We start from the raw sequence: 14,606 nt of genomic DNA on the forward strand, positions 1-14,606 counted from the left end.
GATGAGTTAATTCACTGTAAACTGGTATTTCCCGGAGCCAATTTTAACCACCACGTATCCATCTTCAGAACCGACAAGCCCGATCGTCCGCTGAAGGTTTAAGGCTTTACCGCTTTCCTTCACTTTCGACACATCGGCAGCCGGGATGTAAACCGTTGCCGTGGTATTCACCGGGATCTCGACATTCAGGCTCAGTTTTCCTCCGGTAATTTCCCAGCCTGAAGCTACTTTCCCGTAATAAGTATCCAGTTCGGCTTTCGCATGCGATAATTTATTGCTGACATGCGGTTTAATCCGGATTGACTTATAGCCGGGGGTTTCAGGTTCGGTGTCAATGCCGGCCACAACGCGGTACATCCAGTCGCCAATCGCCCCGTAAGCGTAATGGTTAAATGAGTTCATGCCGGGCGTTTGAAAGGTGCCGTCGGGCCTGATGCCATCCCAGCGCTCCCAGATGGTGGTGGCGCCCATCGTCACCGGGTACAACCACGAAGGATATGATTTTTGAAGCAAGAGTTCATAGGCCACCTCGGTATAACCAAAACGCGAAAGGACATGACACAGATAGGGTGTGCCCAAAAATCCGGTAGTCAGATGGGTATCGTACGAACGAATATTATCAACCAGGCGTTTGGCTGCCTGTGCTCTTAGGTTTTCCGGCAACATATCGAAATTCAGGGCCAGCACATAGGCTGTTTGCGTACCCGAAACCAGTCGCCCGCTGGCCGTGAGGTATTCGTGGACAAAAGCACCTTTAATTTTTTCAAGTAATTCGCTGTAAATTTCCACATCCTCTTCCATCTCTAACGCTCTGGCGGCATGAATCAACAATTGCGTTGAATAGGCAAAAAAACATTGCGCAATCAGATTTTTATCGGTCACCGCTGCAAGTCCCGAATTATCATCAAACGGACGATAAAACAGCCAGTCTCCGAAAGAGGATTTCGGTATCCACAGGTTGCCTGAGCTAACACTCCTGATATAGTCAACCCAGGCTTTCATGCTTGAATATTGCTTCTCCAGCATCACTTTGTCGCCGTAAGCCTGGTACATTTCCCAGGGGGCAATGGTGGCCACATCGCCCCAGCCGGGGCTACACTCGCCATTATTTATGACGTCGGGAACAACATAAGGCACACTTCCGTCGGTCTGCTGATCGGCAGCCACATCTTTCAGCCATTTGGCGAAAAAGCTGTGTACCCTGAAATTAAACGTGGACGTGCGGGCAAATGCCTGGGCGTCGCCTGTCCATCCAAGGCGTTCGTCGCGTTGCGGGCAATCGGTCGGCACATCAACAAAATTTCCCCGTTGTCCCCACTGGATATTCTGCTGAAGTTTATTGATCAACCCGTCGGAACAGGTAAACGAACCGGTTCGTTTCATATCCGAATACAGCGCTGTGGCCGTAAAGTTCTCCGCTTTTATTTCGCCCGGATAACCTTCAATTTTAATATACCGGAATCCCTGCCAGGTAAAATGCGGCTCATACTGCTCGACTCCCCCGCCTTTTAAGATATAAGTGTTTTTCTGCTTTGCCGTTCGTAAACTTTCCGTATAAAAATTGCCTTCTTTATCCAGCACTTCCGAATGATAAATGCTCACCTGGTCGCCGGCCTTGCCCGATACTTTCATTTGCACCCAACCGACGAGGTTCTGACCAAAATCGATGACTTTCTCTCCCTTGGGCGTAGTAATCAACTGAACCGGTTTAAAGACCTCCTGCTTTTTAACCGGCTCGTTTTCGGTGGCTACCAGGTTAATGACCGGATAGTTGGCCAGGCTGATATCATTCCACTCGGTATCGTTATAGCCGGGCAGGGTCCAGCCGCTTTTTTCGAGCCGGGCATCATAGGTTTCGCCATGATAAATCTCGGAATACCTGATGGCTTCGGTCGAAGAACGCCAGGAGCCATCGGAGACAACCGTTTCGGTGGAACCATCCGTATAGATGATCTGCATCTGAAACAACAAAGCCAGCTTGTTGCCGTAAGCATCGATTTTCCCGCCAAAGCCGATGTTACCCCGGTACCAGCCATTTCCCAGAGTGACGCCGATGGCATTTTTTCCGTCCTGAATCAAGCCGGTCACATCGTAGGTTTGGTACTGAATCCGTTTATTATAGGAAGTCCAACCAGGAGCCAGGCATAAGTCACCCACCTTTTTCCCGTTCATCTCTACTTCGTACATGCCTCTCGCCGTAATAAAGGCTACGGCCAGTTTCACTTTTTTGTTGGTTACAAATTCTTTTCTGAAAATCGGCGATGGACGCTCTTTCTCGTCGCGAAAACCCGGTTCAATCCATTTGGCTGTCCAGTTTTCGGGGCCCATAATGCCCATCACCCAAAAAGCAGGTTCGCTCCATTTCGATACTTTATCATTGTCGTCCCACACGCGTACTTGCCAAAAATACTTTCGTCCCGGCTGCAAGGTACTTCCAGTAAAGGGAACATATACATTTTGATCGGAGGGAATTTTACCGGTATGAAAAACCAGGTCGAGCCCCTTAAGCAAGGATGACAGATCTTCGCTGACACGAATCTCGAAAGCAGTTTGGGTCACATTCCGGCCGGATGCCTGCATTTGCCAGGTCAGACGCGGATATATTTCACTCACGCCAACCGGGTTAATCTTGTTTTCAATAAACAAGCCGGTTACCTGTATTTGAGCAAAACTTACCGCAACGGTTAATTGAAGTACGCCAAAAAGAAGCCATATTTTTTTCATAATCATTTGATTAGTTTTTTTTCAGGAAATAACAATTCGTTTGGTTGAATAAGCTGTTTAAGATACAAAAAAAAACTTCTTATTCCGAAACCATCTTGTTGTACTTATTGCGATACTCAACCGGAGTAAGACCTGTAATTTTTTTAAAAGCGGTTCGGAAAGCTTTGGTATCGGTATAACCAACCTCAAACATCACTTCATTGATATTTTTACGGCTGGTTTCAAAGTTCCGTTTGGCCACTTCCACCTTCACCCGCTGAATATACTCCAGTACCGAGTTATTGGTGGCCCGCTTAAACCGGCGTTCAAAACTTCGCCGGCCAACGGCTATTTTACCGGCCAGTACATCCACGTTTATTTTTTCTTCGATATTTTCCTCGATATACTCCTGCGCTTTTTTAACCGCCTCGTCATCGTGTTCCTTTTGTCCTTTAAATATGGCAAACGACGATTGACTGTTTCGGCTCATGTCGATGGCAAAATATTTCGAAACCAGGATCGCGATTTCGCGATCAGTAAATTTTTCAACCAGATGCAACAACAAATTCCAGTAAGAATTGGCTCCCCCACTCGAGTAGATGCCGCTTTCCTCGGTAACAATATTCCCGTCCTGAACAAGCACATCCGGAAACATTTCACGAAATTTATTGGTGAAGCTCCAGTGGGTCGAGCATTTCTTTCCATTGAGCAAACCCGTTGACGCCAGCAGAAATGCCCCGACACAAAGGGAGGCAATTTCGGCCCCCTTGTTGTATTGCTCTACAATCCACGGCACAAATGTTTTATTCTGCTCGATTGCTTTTGTCAGATCGCCAAATAAGGCGGGAATAATAATCAGATCGGTCCGGTGAACATCGCTGATCAACTTGTGCGGATGTACCGAGTAACAGCCTTCGCTCAGCTTGATTTCTTCTTTAAAACTAACCAGTTCAATTTTAAACAAGGGCTTCCTGCCCGACATGGCCAGAAACCGGTTAACTGCGCTAAAACAATATTGAGGATCGGCAATAGCTTGTATCACCGAACGCTCAGGAACAAGGATAGTTATATTTTTCATAACTCAAATATAAAAAATCTTGTCGTAAACCGCCCCACATTTGTCGTTTTTGCATAACTCATATCTGCCGGAGTGGTGGTAAATTTATCGTGTCAAAATGGATAACAGGAAACTTATTAAGAAATTACAGCAATGAAAACAGAAGAAAAAACAATGATTGCCATTGGAGCAACGATTCATGCTCCGATCGAAAAAGTCTGGAAATTTTGGAACGAACCGAAGCACATCGTCCGTTGGAACGCGGCCTCAGACGACTGGCATTGCCCGCGGGCAGAAAACGATTTGCGTCCGGGCGGAAAAATTGTTGCGCGAATGGAAGCAAAAGACGGAAGTCAGGGATTTGATTTTGAAGGAATTTACGATGAAGTACGAACCAACGAACAGATTGCTTACACCATGCCCGACGGAAGAAAAGTAAGGGTAAGTTTTAAAAGAAACGAAAGCTCAACCCTTGTTGACGAAGTTTTTGAAGCCGAAGATCTCTACCCGCACGAGATGCAGCGGGAAGGTTGGCAGGCAATCCTGAATAACTTCAAAAAATATGTCGAATCGTCAACTTTACACTTCGAAATAAGTATCAATGCCGCGGCCAGTAAGGTATATCAGACCATGCTCGACCAACAAAAATGGATCGAATGGACCGGGGTATTTAATCCGACATCATCGTACAAAGGTTCGTGGGAAAAGGGATCCAAAATCTTGTTCCTGGGAGCCGACCAGGACGGAAATACAGGAGGAATGGTCAGCCGGATCAAAGAAAATATTCCTAACCAGTTTGTTAGTATCGAACACCTGGGTATCATTCAGAATGACCGGGAAATAACCAGCGGACCCGAAGTTGCCGGATGGGCAGGCGCACTGGAAAACTATTCGTTTGCCGACAAAAACGGCCAAACCTTGCTCTCTGTCTATTTGGATGCCCATGAGGAATTCAAATCTTATTTTACCGAAACATGGCCCAAAGCCCTGAAAAAACTAAAAGCAATTTGCGAAGACTGAGCAACGACAAAGAGATGACCGAAAACACAAATCAACATTTTAAATATCAAACAGATACAGAAACAATAAACATCAATACTAAATTTCTATAATCATGGCAAAAGTAAGCACTTACCTTAATTTTTCGCGCCGTACCGAGGAAGCATTCAATTTTTACAAATCCGTATTCGGAACTGAATTCAACGGGCAGGGAATCATGCGTATATTAATCTCCAGCCCAATACGCGCGAAGAAACCAGACGGTTGTTCAAGGCGCTTTCGGCAGGAGGCCAGGTAGAACAGGAATTACAGGACATGTTCTGGGGCGATTATTACGGAAGTTGCAAGGACAAGTTTGGCGTGCAATGGATGTTTAATTGCGATGGAAAAGCCGACTGATCCAACCATAAAAAAAACATTGCGGATTTGCAAAAACGGGCATCGCTACTTCAAAAGCAGCGATTGCCCCACCTGTCCGAAATGCGAAGAAAAGAAAAAACCGGAAAGCGGGTTTCTGTCGTTATTGCCGGCCCCGGCCAGGCGGGCCCTTGAAAATAACGGCATTACCACATTGCAGCAACTATCTGCATACAGCGGACAGGAAATTTTTCGTTTGCATGGTATGGGAAAAACATCCCTTCCCAAACTTCGGCTGAAATTGAAAACACAGGGGTTGACATTTAAAACAAACCAGGATGAGAAAAATAATTGCTTATAATTTCCTGACGCTGAACGGGTTTTACAAAGGACTAAACGAAGATTTCAGCTGGCACAGGCACGGCAACGAAGAGTCGGCGTATTCTGAAGAAATGTTAGCCGAAAACAACATGCTGCTTTTTGGCCGAAAAACTTATGAGACAATGGCCGGCTTTTGGCCCACTCCTGCTGCCAAAGACCTGTTCCCGAAGGTAGCCGACGGTATGAACCGGGCAGAAAAGCTTGTTTTCTCAAACACGCTGGAGCAATCGGACTGGGAAAACACCCGGTTCATCAAGGGCGATGTAATCGAAAAAATAAAAACACTGAAGCAATCGCCCGGTAAAAATATGGCCATCTTGGGTAGCGGCAGCATCATCACCTTGTTTACAAACCATCAGTTGATCGATGAATATCAATTTATGATCGATCCGGTGGCCATAGGCGAAGGCGTACCGGTTTTTAGCGGGATCAGGCGCCAACTTCTTTTGGAGCTGACCCAGGTAAAGAAATTTTCAAGCGGAATTGTTTTATTGTATTACAAACCGCTTTAGCCTGATTTATTTGACGATTTATGAAAGACCATGGAAAATTAAACAACAATGGAAAATAAAATATACCCGTGCCTTTGGTTTGACGGAAAGGCAAAAGAAGCAGCCGAATTTTACAGCTCTGTTTTTTCAAATTCGGTAATTACATCCGAAAATTCATTTGTGGTTACCCTGGAAATTTCGGGCCAGAAATTCATGCTTCTGAACGGTGGTCCACAGTTTTCGACCAACCCCTCCATTTCGTTTTTTGTCGTGTGCGAAACCGAGAAAGAGATCGACCGGTATTGGAAAAGCCTGTTGGAAGGCGGTTCAGAACTGATGCCACTCGACAAATACGACTGGAGCCAAAAGTACGGCTGGCTGAAAGACCGGTTCGGAATTTCCTGGCAAATTATTCCGGCAATCCTGGAAAAACTCATGAACGATCCGAAAAAAGCGCCCAAAGTAGTAGATGCCTTTCTGCAAATGAAAAAGTTTGATATCGAAAAATTAGTACAGGCTTATGAAGGATGAAAAATTCAATCAGACAGATTCAGACCAACTAACCGTACTCAGGCGTTCCTCCCTCTGGCAGGAGCTCAAAGACGCCATCAGGGGTACCGAGGCCGACTATACCAGGATCAGCATAAAAAAAGCCATCTTCCTGCTGGCGGTGCCCATGATTCTGGAACTGATCATGGAATCGACCTTTGCTATTGCCGATATTTATTTTGTAGGCCGGCTGGGACCTTCGGCAGTTGCAACCGTAGGACTCACCGAAACCTACCTGTTCCTTTTATACTCGTTAGCGATGGGCCTTTCCATTGCCGTAACGGCCATTGTTGCCCGCCGGATTGGTGAAAAAAAGAAAGAAAGCGCCGGATTATCGGCGGTTCAATCCATATTTCTTGCGTTTGTGCTTTCCGTTCCGTTTGCTTTTGCCGGGATATTCTTTGCAAAAGAATTACTCACGCTGATGGGAGCAGACCAATGGACCATTGATGTTGGTTACCGATATACCCAGTGGATGCTCGGTGGCAACCTGGTCATCATCCTGTTATTTGTCATTAACGCCATATTTCGCGGCGCCGGTGATGCAGCGATTGCCATGCGTATCCTTTGGATTGCCAACGGCATTAACATCCTGTTGGATCCTGTACTTATTTTCGGATGGGGACCCTTCCCCGAAATGGGGATTGAAGGCGCGGCCATAGCCACCAACACGGGCAGAGGCATTAGCGTACTGATTCAGCTTTGGTTGCTTTTCAGAGGAGGAAAACACATCCGGGTAGCGCTCACACAAGTGTACTGGAACGCAAAAGTGATGTTCAGTATCCTTCGCACGGCATTGGGCGGCATTGGGCAAATGCTTGTTGGCATGACTTCCTGGATATTCATTATGAGGATCCTTGCCGATTTGGGCAGCGAAGCTGTAGCCGGATCAACCATTGCGTTACGGATTATGATGTTTACCATGATGCCCGCCTGGGGATTGTCGAATGCCGCTGCAACATTGGTCGGGCAAAATTTAGGAGCAGGAAATCCCGACCGGGCCGAATCGACCGTATGGAAAATCGGATTCTATAATATGTTCTTTCTGATAGGAATTGCCATCATTTATTTCTTCTTCAACCGGCAACTTATGGGCATTTTCACCGACGATGCCAGGGTGTTGGCCATTGGAGCCGAATGGTTGCGGATTTTATCGTACTCATACTTTGTTTACGGTTGGTGGATGGTCTCGGTACAGGCATTCAACGGCGCCGGAGATACAAAAACACCGACCTACATCAACCTGGTATTTTTCTGGTTGATACAAATCCCGTTATCCTACTTCCTTGCCATCAAACTGGGCTGGCAACACTCAGGCGTTTTTTGGGCCGTTTTTGTGTCCGAAACCTCGGTAGGCCTGTTCACCCTGTGGTTATTCAAAAAAGGGGGGTGGAAAAAAATGACGGTATAAGACACTTAATCCAGCCAGGGCACCCGTGCCGAGGGATAAAAATTCAGTCCCTGAGCTTTAAAGCGTTCGCCGTGCCGGGCCAACCGAAATTTATATTCATCCCAATTTCGCAGTCCGGCCGGCGTCCAGCCAATTTCGGCATATCCCGGGAGTCGCGGAAATACGAGGTACTCCAGTTCAGCGCGGTTGGTGACTGTCTCTGTCCAAAGCGGAGCTTCAATGCCCAGGATATGCTCCCGGGTAATCCCGTTTTCGAGCGATGCCGGGTCCCAGTCATAGGCGGTATCCACTTCAATCAGGCCGGCCCAACTCAGGCCAATCGGCGTAAGTGAATCATACTTCATATCGAGGTAAGCTTTTTTTGCCGGCGACACAATCAGTTTCACCTGCTGATTAACCGCGTTCCCGGCATTTTCGGCGCTGGACCAGTATTGTGCAACAGAGCGTTGATCGAGCCTGGCAAGCGTAATCTCGTCCCAGCCAATCATTGTTTTATGGTGCGAATAAACCAGATCCTGCACCCGTTCGATAAACGGAATATAATCTTCCGTTTTTGTTACATGAGATTCATCGCCTCCAATATGAATGTACGGACCGGGTGTGATGCGGGCCAACTCGCCAACCACATCGTTAACAAACTGATAGGTAATTTCCTTACCGGTACACAGCGTACTGAAACCAACATCGGTACCGGTATACAATTCACGGGCTTTTCCATCGCAATTCAGTTCGGCATACGATGCCAGAGCCGCATTGGTATGGCCGGGCATATCAATCTCGGGAACAATGGTGATGTAGCGCTCAGCCGCGTATTTTACCAGATCTGCATACTCTTCCTGCGTGTAAAAACCACCTTTGCCACCGCCAACTTCCGTGCTTCCGCCAATGGTTGTCAATTGGGGCCATGATTTGATTTCGATCCGCCAGCCCTGATCGTCCGACAAATGCAAGTGCAGGATATTAAACTTGTAAGCTGCCAGTAAATCTATGAAATGTTTAACATCGCCGACGCCGAAAAAATGCCGGGCAACATCGAGCATCGCTCCCCGGTATGCGTATTCCGGATAATCGCGAATGGTACCTCCTGCAATCACCCAGCGCCCCTGTCCGACGGCATCTGATTCAACCGGGGCAGGCAATAACTGCCGAATGGTTTGAATTCCTCTGAAAAGACCTTGCGGAGAGTTGGCTGTCAGGCTAAGAAGTTTTTTTGTAACCGTCAGCTGATAACCTTCCTCGCCCAGCTCTTCGTCGGCCTCCAACGTCAGGTAAATACCGGCTGACGGCGCTTTGGATACCGGCTGAACCTGTATGCCAAACCCGGTTGCCGGATTTAGTTTTTCTGCCAGCAATCCGGCTACCCGGGCGATGGGCGCTGATCCTTCGGGAATACTGATGACTGTTTTTGGCGTCAACTCAAAAGCCGAGCCGTTTGCAACGACCGAAACCGGAAGCGGGATCAGGGCTGCTTTTGTCAGGTCGGTTGGTTCGGGCCCTGAGCACGAATACAGGCCGGCACATCCGGATATCAGTATAAAGAAACCGAACTTCGCAAGTTTTCTTTTCATGATGGTTGATTTTAAATGCCTCAGCAAGGTATAAAATCAAGATCGATTAAAAAAGACATCATAAAAAAATGAGGCAGGAATTCACTTTGTGTTTACCTCACTGATCATCCCATGAATCTGCCCGTGGAGAGTTACCGGTTTTCCCGGGATTATACCGGCCCAGATCCGTCTCCGGGTGAAGCGTGTTCAGCTTACCGGTCAGGTAGGCTGCAAATTGGCCGGCCACATATGGTCCAATCAGGCAACCCTTTGCGCCAAGCCCGTTAAAAATACCGATACCCGGGTAGTCGGGATGCAAGCCAACTACCGGCCGGCGATCGTGTGCCGTAGGCCGGATTCCGGTCTGATGGCCGGTAACAACAAAATCGCCGGAAAATACCTGCTCCAGCTTACCGGTTAATTCACTTTTTGCTGCGTCGGTAGGTAGTTCGTCCAGTTGATCCCAATGATAAGTTGCTCCCAGCCTGAAACTACCTTCGCCGGCAGGCATCAAAAAAACGGTTTTATTGAGAATATGGTCCGAATGGTAATCAGCAATTTTCAGATCAAGCACCTCCCCTTTCGTATGTTTATACTTCACAGCCTTAAAAAAAGGGTTTTTGCTGCCACGGTATCCTTCACAAAAAATAACTTTTGAGGCTTCAATATTTTTATAGCGCACGTGTGTTCCGGCTATCTTCAATAAACTAAAATCAAAAGTTTCAGAAACAAACAAGCTGTTTTGCCTAAGATATTCCCGGAAAGCAGCAATCAACCCCCTTAAATTCACCCGTCCCCCTTTTTCAACCCAGCCACAGCCATAAGCCAGCTTCAGCCGGTCGTACGGCGAATAGTCGGGTAAGTGGTTTAAATAGGCTCCAAGTTTATTTTCTGCCGCCTTTTTTTGCCAGAATTCAGCATCGCCGGGTCCAAACACTTTTTGAATTTTCATCGGGAAAAAGAATTTTTGTCCGAGCAATTCCTCCAACCGGCCATAGGTAGCAGTCATCGCGGGGAAAAGTTCGTCAACCAGCCAGCTTTTGGTCAGCCGTTTGAAAACAACCGGATTCACCAGGCCGGCAGCCACCTCCGATGCTTTTTTATACTCAGCGCTATCGATAAAAAGTACCTTTTGCCCTGCCTGTATGAGTTCAAAACCCAGTAAGGTACCGGCAAGTCCCTGGCCAACGATCAAAAAATCGGTTTTCATACCCCAATGACAATAATCGCCTGTTTTTGTTCATAATTAAAACCAACCCCGGTTCCTCCCCCGGTTATCCAACATAAAAACCAGTTTTTCTGTTGCAACGGCGCGGCCGGGTTAATCTTACGGTCATATACGGATGTTTTGCCGGGAACGAACAACGGTCTTTTTAAGATAACTGCTATTTTTGCACCGCCGGACCAAATCAAAGATTGATTGATCAATTTGCTGTCCGGCTTGTTTTAATGTAAACATTTAGTCGATCAGGATATGTTGATTTTATTGGGTATTTTATTGGGTATGTTTGTGTTGATGGCGTTGGGAACCTTAATTGCCAATAAATACAGCCGGAAGAATCCAAAAGAAGAGCTTACCGAACCCCCGGTTGAAATTCCGCTGGATTGCTGCGGGGCGCACGAAGTATGCGAATTTGAAGAGATGCTGAAGAATCCGGATGAGATCGTCTACTACGAAGATGAAGATTTAGACCGCTACCGGGGTATGGCGCCGGACCAATACAATGATCAGCAAATTGAAGAATTTCGCGATGTGCTGTACACGCTGCACAGCGAAGAAATCCGCAAATGGCTGCTAAGCATCGAACGCCGCAAGATCCAACTGCCCTCTATTTTAAAACAGGAAGCATTTCAACTGTTAACCGAAGCCTGACCTATTCTTCAAAAAACAACTCTTCCTTGATCTTCTTGATCCGGTCGAGTGCATACATCGCATTTCGGGCTTGCTCTCCGGCTTGTTTTAAATAATCGCGGTAATAATGCAGGGCGATGGTTTTCTGGAAGTTGAATTCCTCGTAGGTCGTAGCAATTTCAAACAACAACTCAAACTTCTCCGGATCAATGCGCAAGGCTTCCTGATAAGCATCGATTGAAAGCTGATATTCGCGCTGCCAGCCGTACACCTGCCCCATATGATGATAAATTTCGGCCAGGTAAAAAGGCGTTGCCGTTTCAATAGCCAGTTTGAAAAATCCGATACTCTCGGGAAATTGCTTCAATTTTTTATATGCGGCGCCCATGTAAAAGTTAACAATCGGGTCATTCACCGTTTGCTGGTAACATTTTTCAAGCACACGCATCGCTTCTTCTTCCTGTTGAGCAAAATACAGGCAAATGCCGTAATTTTTCAGCACACTGCGCGATGAATCGTTCATCGCGGTATACTCGGCGTAGAAAGGCAAAGCAGCTGTATAATCTTTATGTTGGAAATATGTTTCCGCTTGTTTCAGCATAAGGGCAGGATGACCGGGAAAAATCAGGAATCCCCGGGTACATGCCGTAACAGCTCCTTCCTTGTTTTCTGTTTTATTGTAAATCGCAGCCAGGTTTAAATAAACATTCAGGTCGCGGTTCTGCTGTGTGACCAATGTTTCGTAAAGGTCAACCGCCTGTTTCATGCGGTTGGTCCGGTAAGCTGCATAGGCAAAATACCGGTTAAAATACGGGTTGAGCGAATCCGTTTCGTGAATTTCCCGGTAACATACATACGCATCATCCCAGGCTTTGAGGCTTACATAGGCCTGGGCCAGCTTTCCTTTTAACACAAGACTGCCGGGATTAAGTTTCAAGGCTTCCCGGAAATGACCGGCAGCATCGGTTGAATTGCCCATACTCAAACAGGCATCGCCCAGTTCTTCCCGGTAAACCGGCTCGGCGCTGTCGAACCGGCAAGCCAGTTTGAGCGAAGAAACCGCGCTTTCGAAGTCCATCAGTTTTTCACAAACCACTCCCTTTTTAAAATAGAGTACGGCTGACGGTTTTTTATCCAGTTCGTCATTCAGTTGTTGAAGCGCCTGTTCATAATCCCGGTTCAACATCAACTGGTCGATGTTTTGCGAAAAACCGGAAAAGAAAGCGAACACAAGTACCGGTAGAATTAGTTTTCTGAACATGATCTTTTGATTTATCGGTATGAGGCTGTCAGAAAAAAAAGAGACCGACTGAGCTTCCCCGAAGATGCTTCAGCTTTGCCGTTTGAAGCCTGAAAAGAGGCAACGACGATCGCTGCATTCTTTTCTGACAGCCTTCCCGGTTTATTCCAAAGAAAATTTGATGGGTACCGTATAGCTTACAGCTACCTCTTCGCCCCGTTGTTTCCCGGCTTTCCACTGCGGCATGCCGGATACAACCCTTAAGGCTTCCTGATCGAGGCTCGGATCGACCCCCCGGACAACCCGGGCATTCCTGACCTGTCCGTTTTTATCGACAACAAAACTCACGAAAACTTTTCCCTGTATCCCCTTATCCTGCGCAACGACAGGATATTTAACGGCGTTGGCAATATATTTGCGCAAAGCCTCCTCCCCTCCCGGATACTCGGGCATTTCGTCTACAACAAAGAATACCGGTTTGCCGTCAATGGTTTGCTGAACCGGCTCTTCCTTTTTCTCCCGACTGCTTTCGGCTGCCGGTGAACTTTTCCGGCTCACCCGCAACTCTCCGTTTTCGATCGACAGGATTTCATAGTCAGCAGACGCCTTGAAGAATTCAATAAATTGGTTCAAACTATCTTCGTGTGCATACATGGTAATTGTTTTCGAACCGACAGTCAGAACAATCCGGCTTTTTGCCGCGACTTCCTTAACTTCCTCCACTTGCCCGGTTTCGGCTTTCTCGCAGGCAAAAAAGACCACTAATACCAAAGCAACCAGAAGACCGCCAATCAGCTTGACCGCGGCTAATTTTGAAGATCTTATTTTTGACATCATTTTCAGTCTGTTTTTAATCAGGGAATAATTGAAATTATTGGCCACATGAAATTGCAGGCCAATAAATTGTTGCAACAAAATTTGCTTATACTCGACGATATTGGTTTCGCCGGCCAATACGGCCTGATCGGCCAGGTACTCGTGATTTTCGCGTATTCCCCGCTTCAAAAGCCAGAAAAACGGATTGAACCACTGAAATACGGAAATAATTTCAAGGATCAGGATATCATACGAATGACCTTGTTTGACATGCTCCAGTTCGTGCATCAGCATTTTTTGCCATCCGCCTTGTTGTTTCAGGTTCTCACCCACAAAAACAAATGAAAGAAATGAAAACGGACTGATGTCGGACTTGATCACCACCAGCTTGGTTCCGTTCTCGTCAATCAGGCAATTATTCCGGATGATGGCCCAAATCCGGATGACCCGGATCAGCAGCCGGCTTGCAAAAAACAACAGTCCAACCAGGTAAATTACGACCAGGTAAGTCCTGGTTGAAACAGAACTGACAATGCTTTCGGAAACAGCATTCCCGTAAACCGATACCACCCCCAACAAATTTGGAAAGGGAGTTACGGTAATCTCGCCCAAAAGTACAGGCTCGGGCTCCAGGATCTTCAGGTGAATAAGCGGCAACACCAGCGAAAAAACCAAGGCTGCCAAAAGAAAATAACGGTTCGTCCTGAAGAAGGTCTCCTTTCGCAAAAGCAAAAAATACAGGAGGGTGAACAGCCCCAGGCTGATACCCGATTCAAAAATATAATTGACAAAATCAATCATTGCTGCCGTTATTTGGGTTGTCAAGCTCCTTTCCTACTTCTTTCATTAACTCTTCGAGTTCGGCAAGGCTCATCTGGTCTTCCTTAGCAAAAAAAGAAACCATTTCCTGAAACGAATTCCCGAAATAGCTGCTCAAAAAGTTTTTGAAATAAGCGCGGGTGTACTCTTTTTTGCTGATCATCGGGAAATAACGGTGTGTCTTCCCAAAGGCTTCATGATCGACAAATCCTTTTTTTTCGAGGATGCGAATGATCGTTGAAACCGTGTTGTACGCCGGTTTTGGGTCCGGCATCTTTTCGATCAGGTCTTTTACAAACGCCTTTTCAAGTTTCCACAGAATCTGCATAATCTGTTCTTCGGCCCTGGTGAGTTCTTTTATCATGATCAAATAGCTTATTTCCA

The 14,606-nt window shown here is 46.7% G+C and carries 14 protein-coding genes; 7 read left to right on the forward strand and 7 right to left on the reverse strand.

What is annotated here, in order from left to right; genetic code table 11:
* Window positions 1-6: 6 nt before the first annotated feature.
* Both AC6H3C_RS18355 and AC6H3C_RS18360 read right to left on the reverse strand, forming a co-directional pair.
* On the reverse strand, window positions 7-2,724 hold the full coding sequence (locus AC6H3C_RS18355) for a family 78 glycoside hydrolase catalytic domain (protein WP_497516962.1): 2,718 nt from the start codon (window positions 2,722-2,724) through the stop codon (window positions 7-9).
* A 79-nt stretch (window positions 2,725-2,803) separates the two neighbouring features.
* Entirely contained in the window at window positions 2,804-3,781 is a 978-nt protein-coding gene (locus AC6H3C_RS18360) for a GlxA family transcriptional regulator (RefSeq protein WP_497516964.1), read from the reverse strand.
* A 132-nt stretch (window positions 3,782-3,913) separates the two neighbouring features.
* Between AC6H3C_RS18360 and AC6H3C_RS18365 the strand changes: the two genes are divergently transcribed.
* The 6 genes from AC6H3C_RS18365 (at window position 3,914) to AC6H3C_RS18390 (ending at window position 7,948) form a co-directional block, all read left to right on the forward strand.
* Window positions 3,914-4,780: an SRPBCC domain-containing protein gene (locus AC6H3C_RS18365; protein ID WP_497516966.1), complete on the forward strand. Its 867-nt coding sequence runs from the start codon at window positions 3,914-3,916 to the stop codon at window positions 4,778-4,780.
* Between the two features lie 243 nt (window positions 4,781-5,023).
* A complete protein-coding gene (locus AC6H3C_RS18370; protein ID WP_497516967.1) occupies window positions 5,024-5,158 on the forward strand; it encodes a VOC family protein in 135 nt (44 codons plus the stop codon).
* On the forward strand, window positions 5,142-5,477 hold the full coding sequence (locus tag AC6H3C_RS18375; RefSeq protein ID WP_497516968.1) for an RNA polymerase alpha subunit C-terminal domain-containing protein: 336 nt from the start codon (window positions 5,142-5,144) through the stop codon (window positions 5,475-5,477). Before AC6H3C_RS18370 ends, AC6H3C_RS18375 begins: the two co-directional genes overlap by 17 nt.
* Entirely contained in the window at window positions 5,455-6,009 is a 555-nt protein-coding gene (locus AC6H3C_RS18380; protein ID WP_497516969.1) for a dihydrofolate reductase family protein, read from the forward strand. The genes AC6H3C_RS18375 and AC6H3C_RS18380 overlap by 23 nt, the downstream gene beginning before the upstream one ends.
* Before the next feature lie 48 nt (window positions 6,010-6,057).
* Window positions 6,058-6,519 carry a VOC family protein gene (locus AC6H3C_RS18385; RefSeq protein WP_497516970.1) on the forward strand — a complete coding sequence of 154 codons (462 nt, stop codon included), beginning with the start codon at window positions 6,058-6,060 and terminating at the stop codon, window positions 6,517-6,519.
* Window positions 6,509-7,948: an MATE family efflux transporter gene (locus AC6H3C_RS18390; RefSeq protein ID WP_497516972.1), complete on the forward strand. Its 1,440-nt coding sequence runs from the start codon at window positions 6,509-6,511 to the stop codon at window positions 7,946-7,948. The genes AC6H3C_RS18385 and AC6H3C_RS18390 overlap by 11 nt, the downstream gene beginning before the upstream one ends.
* 5 nt (window positions 7,949-7,953) lie before the next feature.
* Here AC6H3C_RS18390 and AC6H3C_RS18395 read toward each other — a convergent pair whose 3' ends face one another.
* Window positions 7,954-9,516 carry a beta-N-acetylhexosaminidase gene (locus AC6H3C_RS18395; RefSeq protein ID WP_497516973.1) on the reverse strand — a complete coding sequence of 521 codons (1,563 nt, stop codon included), beginning with the start codon at window positions 9,514-9,516 and terminating at the stop codon, window positions 7,954-7,956.
* Window positions 9,517-9,613: 97 nt separating this feature from the next.
* A complete protein-coding gene (locus tag AC6H3C_RS18400) occupies window positions 9,614-10,705 on the reverse strand; it encodes an NAD(P)/FAD-dependent oxidoreductase (protein WP_497516974.1) in 1,092 nt (363 codons plus the stop codon).
* A 264-nt stretch (window positions 10,706-10,969) separates the two neighbouring features.
* On the opposite strand from AC6H3C_RS18400, the gene AC6H3C_RS18405 reads away from it, so the two are divergent.
* A complete protein-coding gene (locus AC6H3C_RS18405; protein ID WP_497516976.1) occupies window positions 10,970-11,368 on the forward strand; it encodes a hypothetical protein in 399 nt (132 codons plus the stop codon).
* Between the two features lies 1 nt (window position 11,369).
* On the opposite strand, the gene AC6H3C_RS18410 is transcribed toward AC6H3C_RS18405, so the two are convergent.
* The 3 genes from AC6H3C_RS18410 to AC6H3C_RS18420 form a co-directional block, all read right to left on the reverse strand.
* The gene (locus tag AC6H3C_RS18410; RefSeq protein WP_497516978.1) at window positions 11,370-12,608 is read right to left on the reverse strand and encodes a tetratricopeptide repeat protein; all 1,239 of its coding nucleotides are present in this window, start codon (window positions 12,606-12,608) and stop codon (window positions 11,370-11,372) included.
* Between the two features lie 141 nt (window positions 12,609-12,749).
* The gene (locus AC6H3C_RS18415) at window positions 12,750-14,204 is read right to left on the reverse strand and encodes a TonB family protein (RefSeq protein WP_497516979.1); all 1,455 of its coding nucleotides are present in this window, start codon (window positions 14,202-14,204) and stop codon (window positions 12,750-12,752) included.
* Window positions 14,197-14,586: a BlaI/MecI/CopY family transcriptional regulator gene (locus AC6H3C_RS18420; protein WP_497516980.1), complete on the reverse strand. Its 390-nt coding sequence runs from the start codon at window positions 14,584-14,586 to the stop codon at window positions 14,197-14,199. The genes AC6H3C_RS18415 and AC6H3C_RS18420 overlap by 8 nt, the downstream gene beginning before the upstream one ends.
* Window positions 14,587-14,606: the final 20 nt, after the last annotated feature.

The sequence above is a fragment of the Gaoshiqia sp. US2 genome (assembly GCF_059705485.1).

Coding starts and splice junctions, on each gene's coding strand:
- AC6H3C_RS18360 (WP_497516964.1), bottom strand. CDS start 3,781: ATGAAAAATATAACTATCCTTGTTCCTGAGCGTTCGGTGATACAAGCT.
- AC6H3C_RS18385 (WP_497516970.1), top strand. CDS start 6,058: ATGGAAAATAAAATATACCCGTGCCTTTGGTTTGACGGAAAGGCAAAA.
- AC6H3C_RS18395 (WP_497516973.1), bottom strand. CDS start 9,516: ATGAAAAGAAAACTTGCGAAGTTCGGTTTCTTTATACTGATATCCGGA.
- AC6H3C_RS18375 (WP_497516968.1), top strand. CDS start 5,142: ATGGAAAAGCCGACTGATCCAACCATAAAAAAAACATTGCGGATTTGC.
- AC6H3C_RS18355 (WP_497516962.1), bottom strand. CDS start 2,724: ATGAAAAAAATATGGCTTCTTTTTGGCGTACTTCAATTAACCGTTGCG.
- AC6H3C_RS18410 (WP_497516978.1), bottom strand. CDS start 12,608: ATGTTCAGAAAACTAATTCTACCGGTACTTGTGTTCGCTTTCTTTTCC.
- AC6H3C_RS18365 (WP_497516966.1), top strand. CDS start 3,914: ATGAAAACAGAAGAAAAAACAATGATTGCCATTGGAGCAACGATTCAT.
- AC6H3C_RS18405 (WP_497516976.1), top strand. CDS start 10,970: ATGTTGATTTTATTGGGTATTTTATTGGGTATGTTTGTGTTGATGGCG.
- AC6H3C_RS18415 (WP_497516979.1), bottom strand. CDS start 14,204: ATGATTGATTTTGTCAATTATATTTTTGAATCGGGTATCAGCCTGGGG.
- AC6H3C_RS18380 (WP_497516969.1), top strand. CDS start 5,455: ATGAGAAAAATAATTGCTTATAATTTCCTGACGCTGAACGGGTTTTAC.
- AC6H3C_RS18420 (WP_497516980.1), bottom strand. CDS start 14,586: ATGATAAAAGAACTCACCAGGGCCGAAGAACAGATTATGCAGATTCTG.
- AC6H3C_RS18400 (WP_497516974.1), bottom strand. CDS start 10,705: ATGAAAACCGATTTTTTGATCGTTGGCCAGGGACTTGCCGGTACCTTA.
- AC6H3C_RS18390 (WP_497516972.1), top strand. CDS start 6,509: ATGAAGGATGAAAAATTCAATCAGACAGATTCAGACCAACTAACCGTA.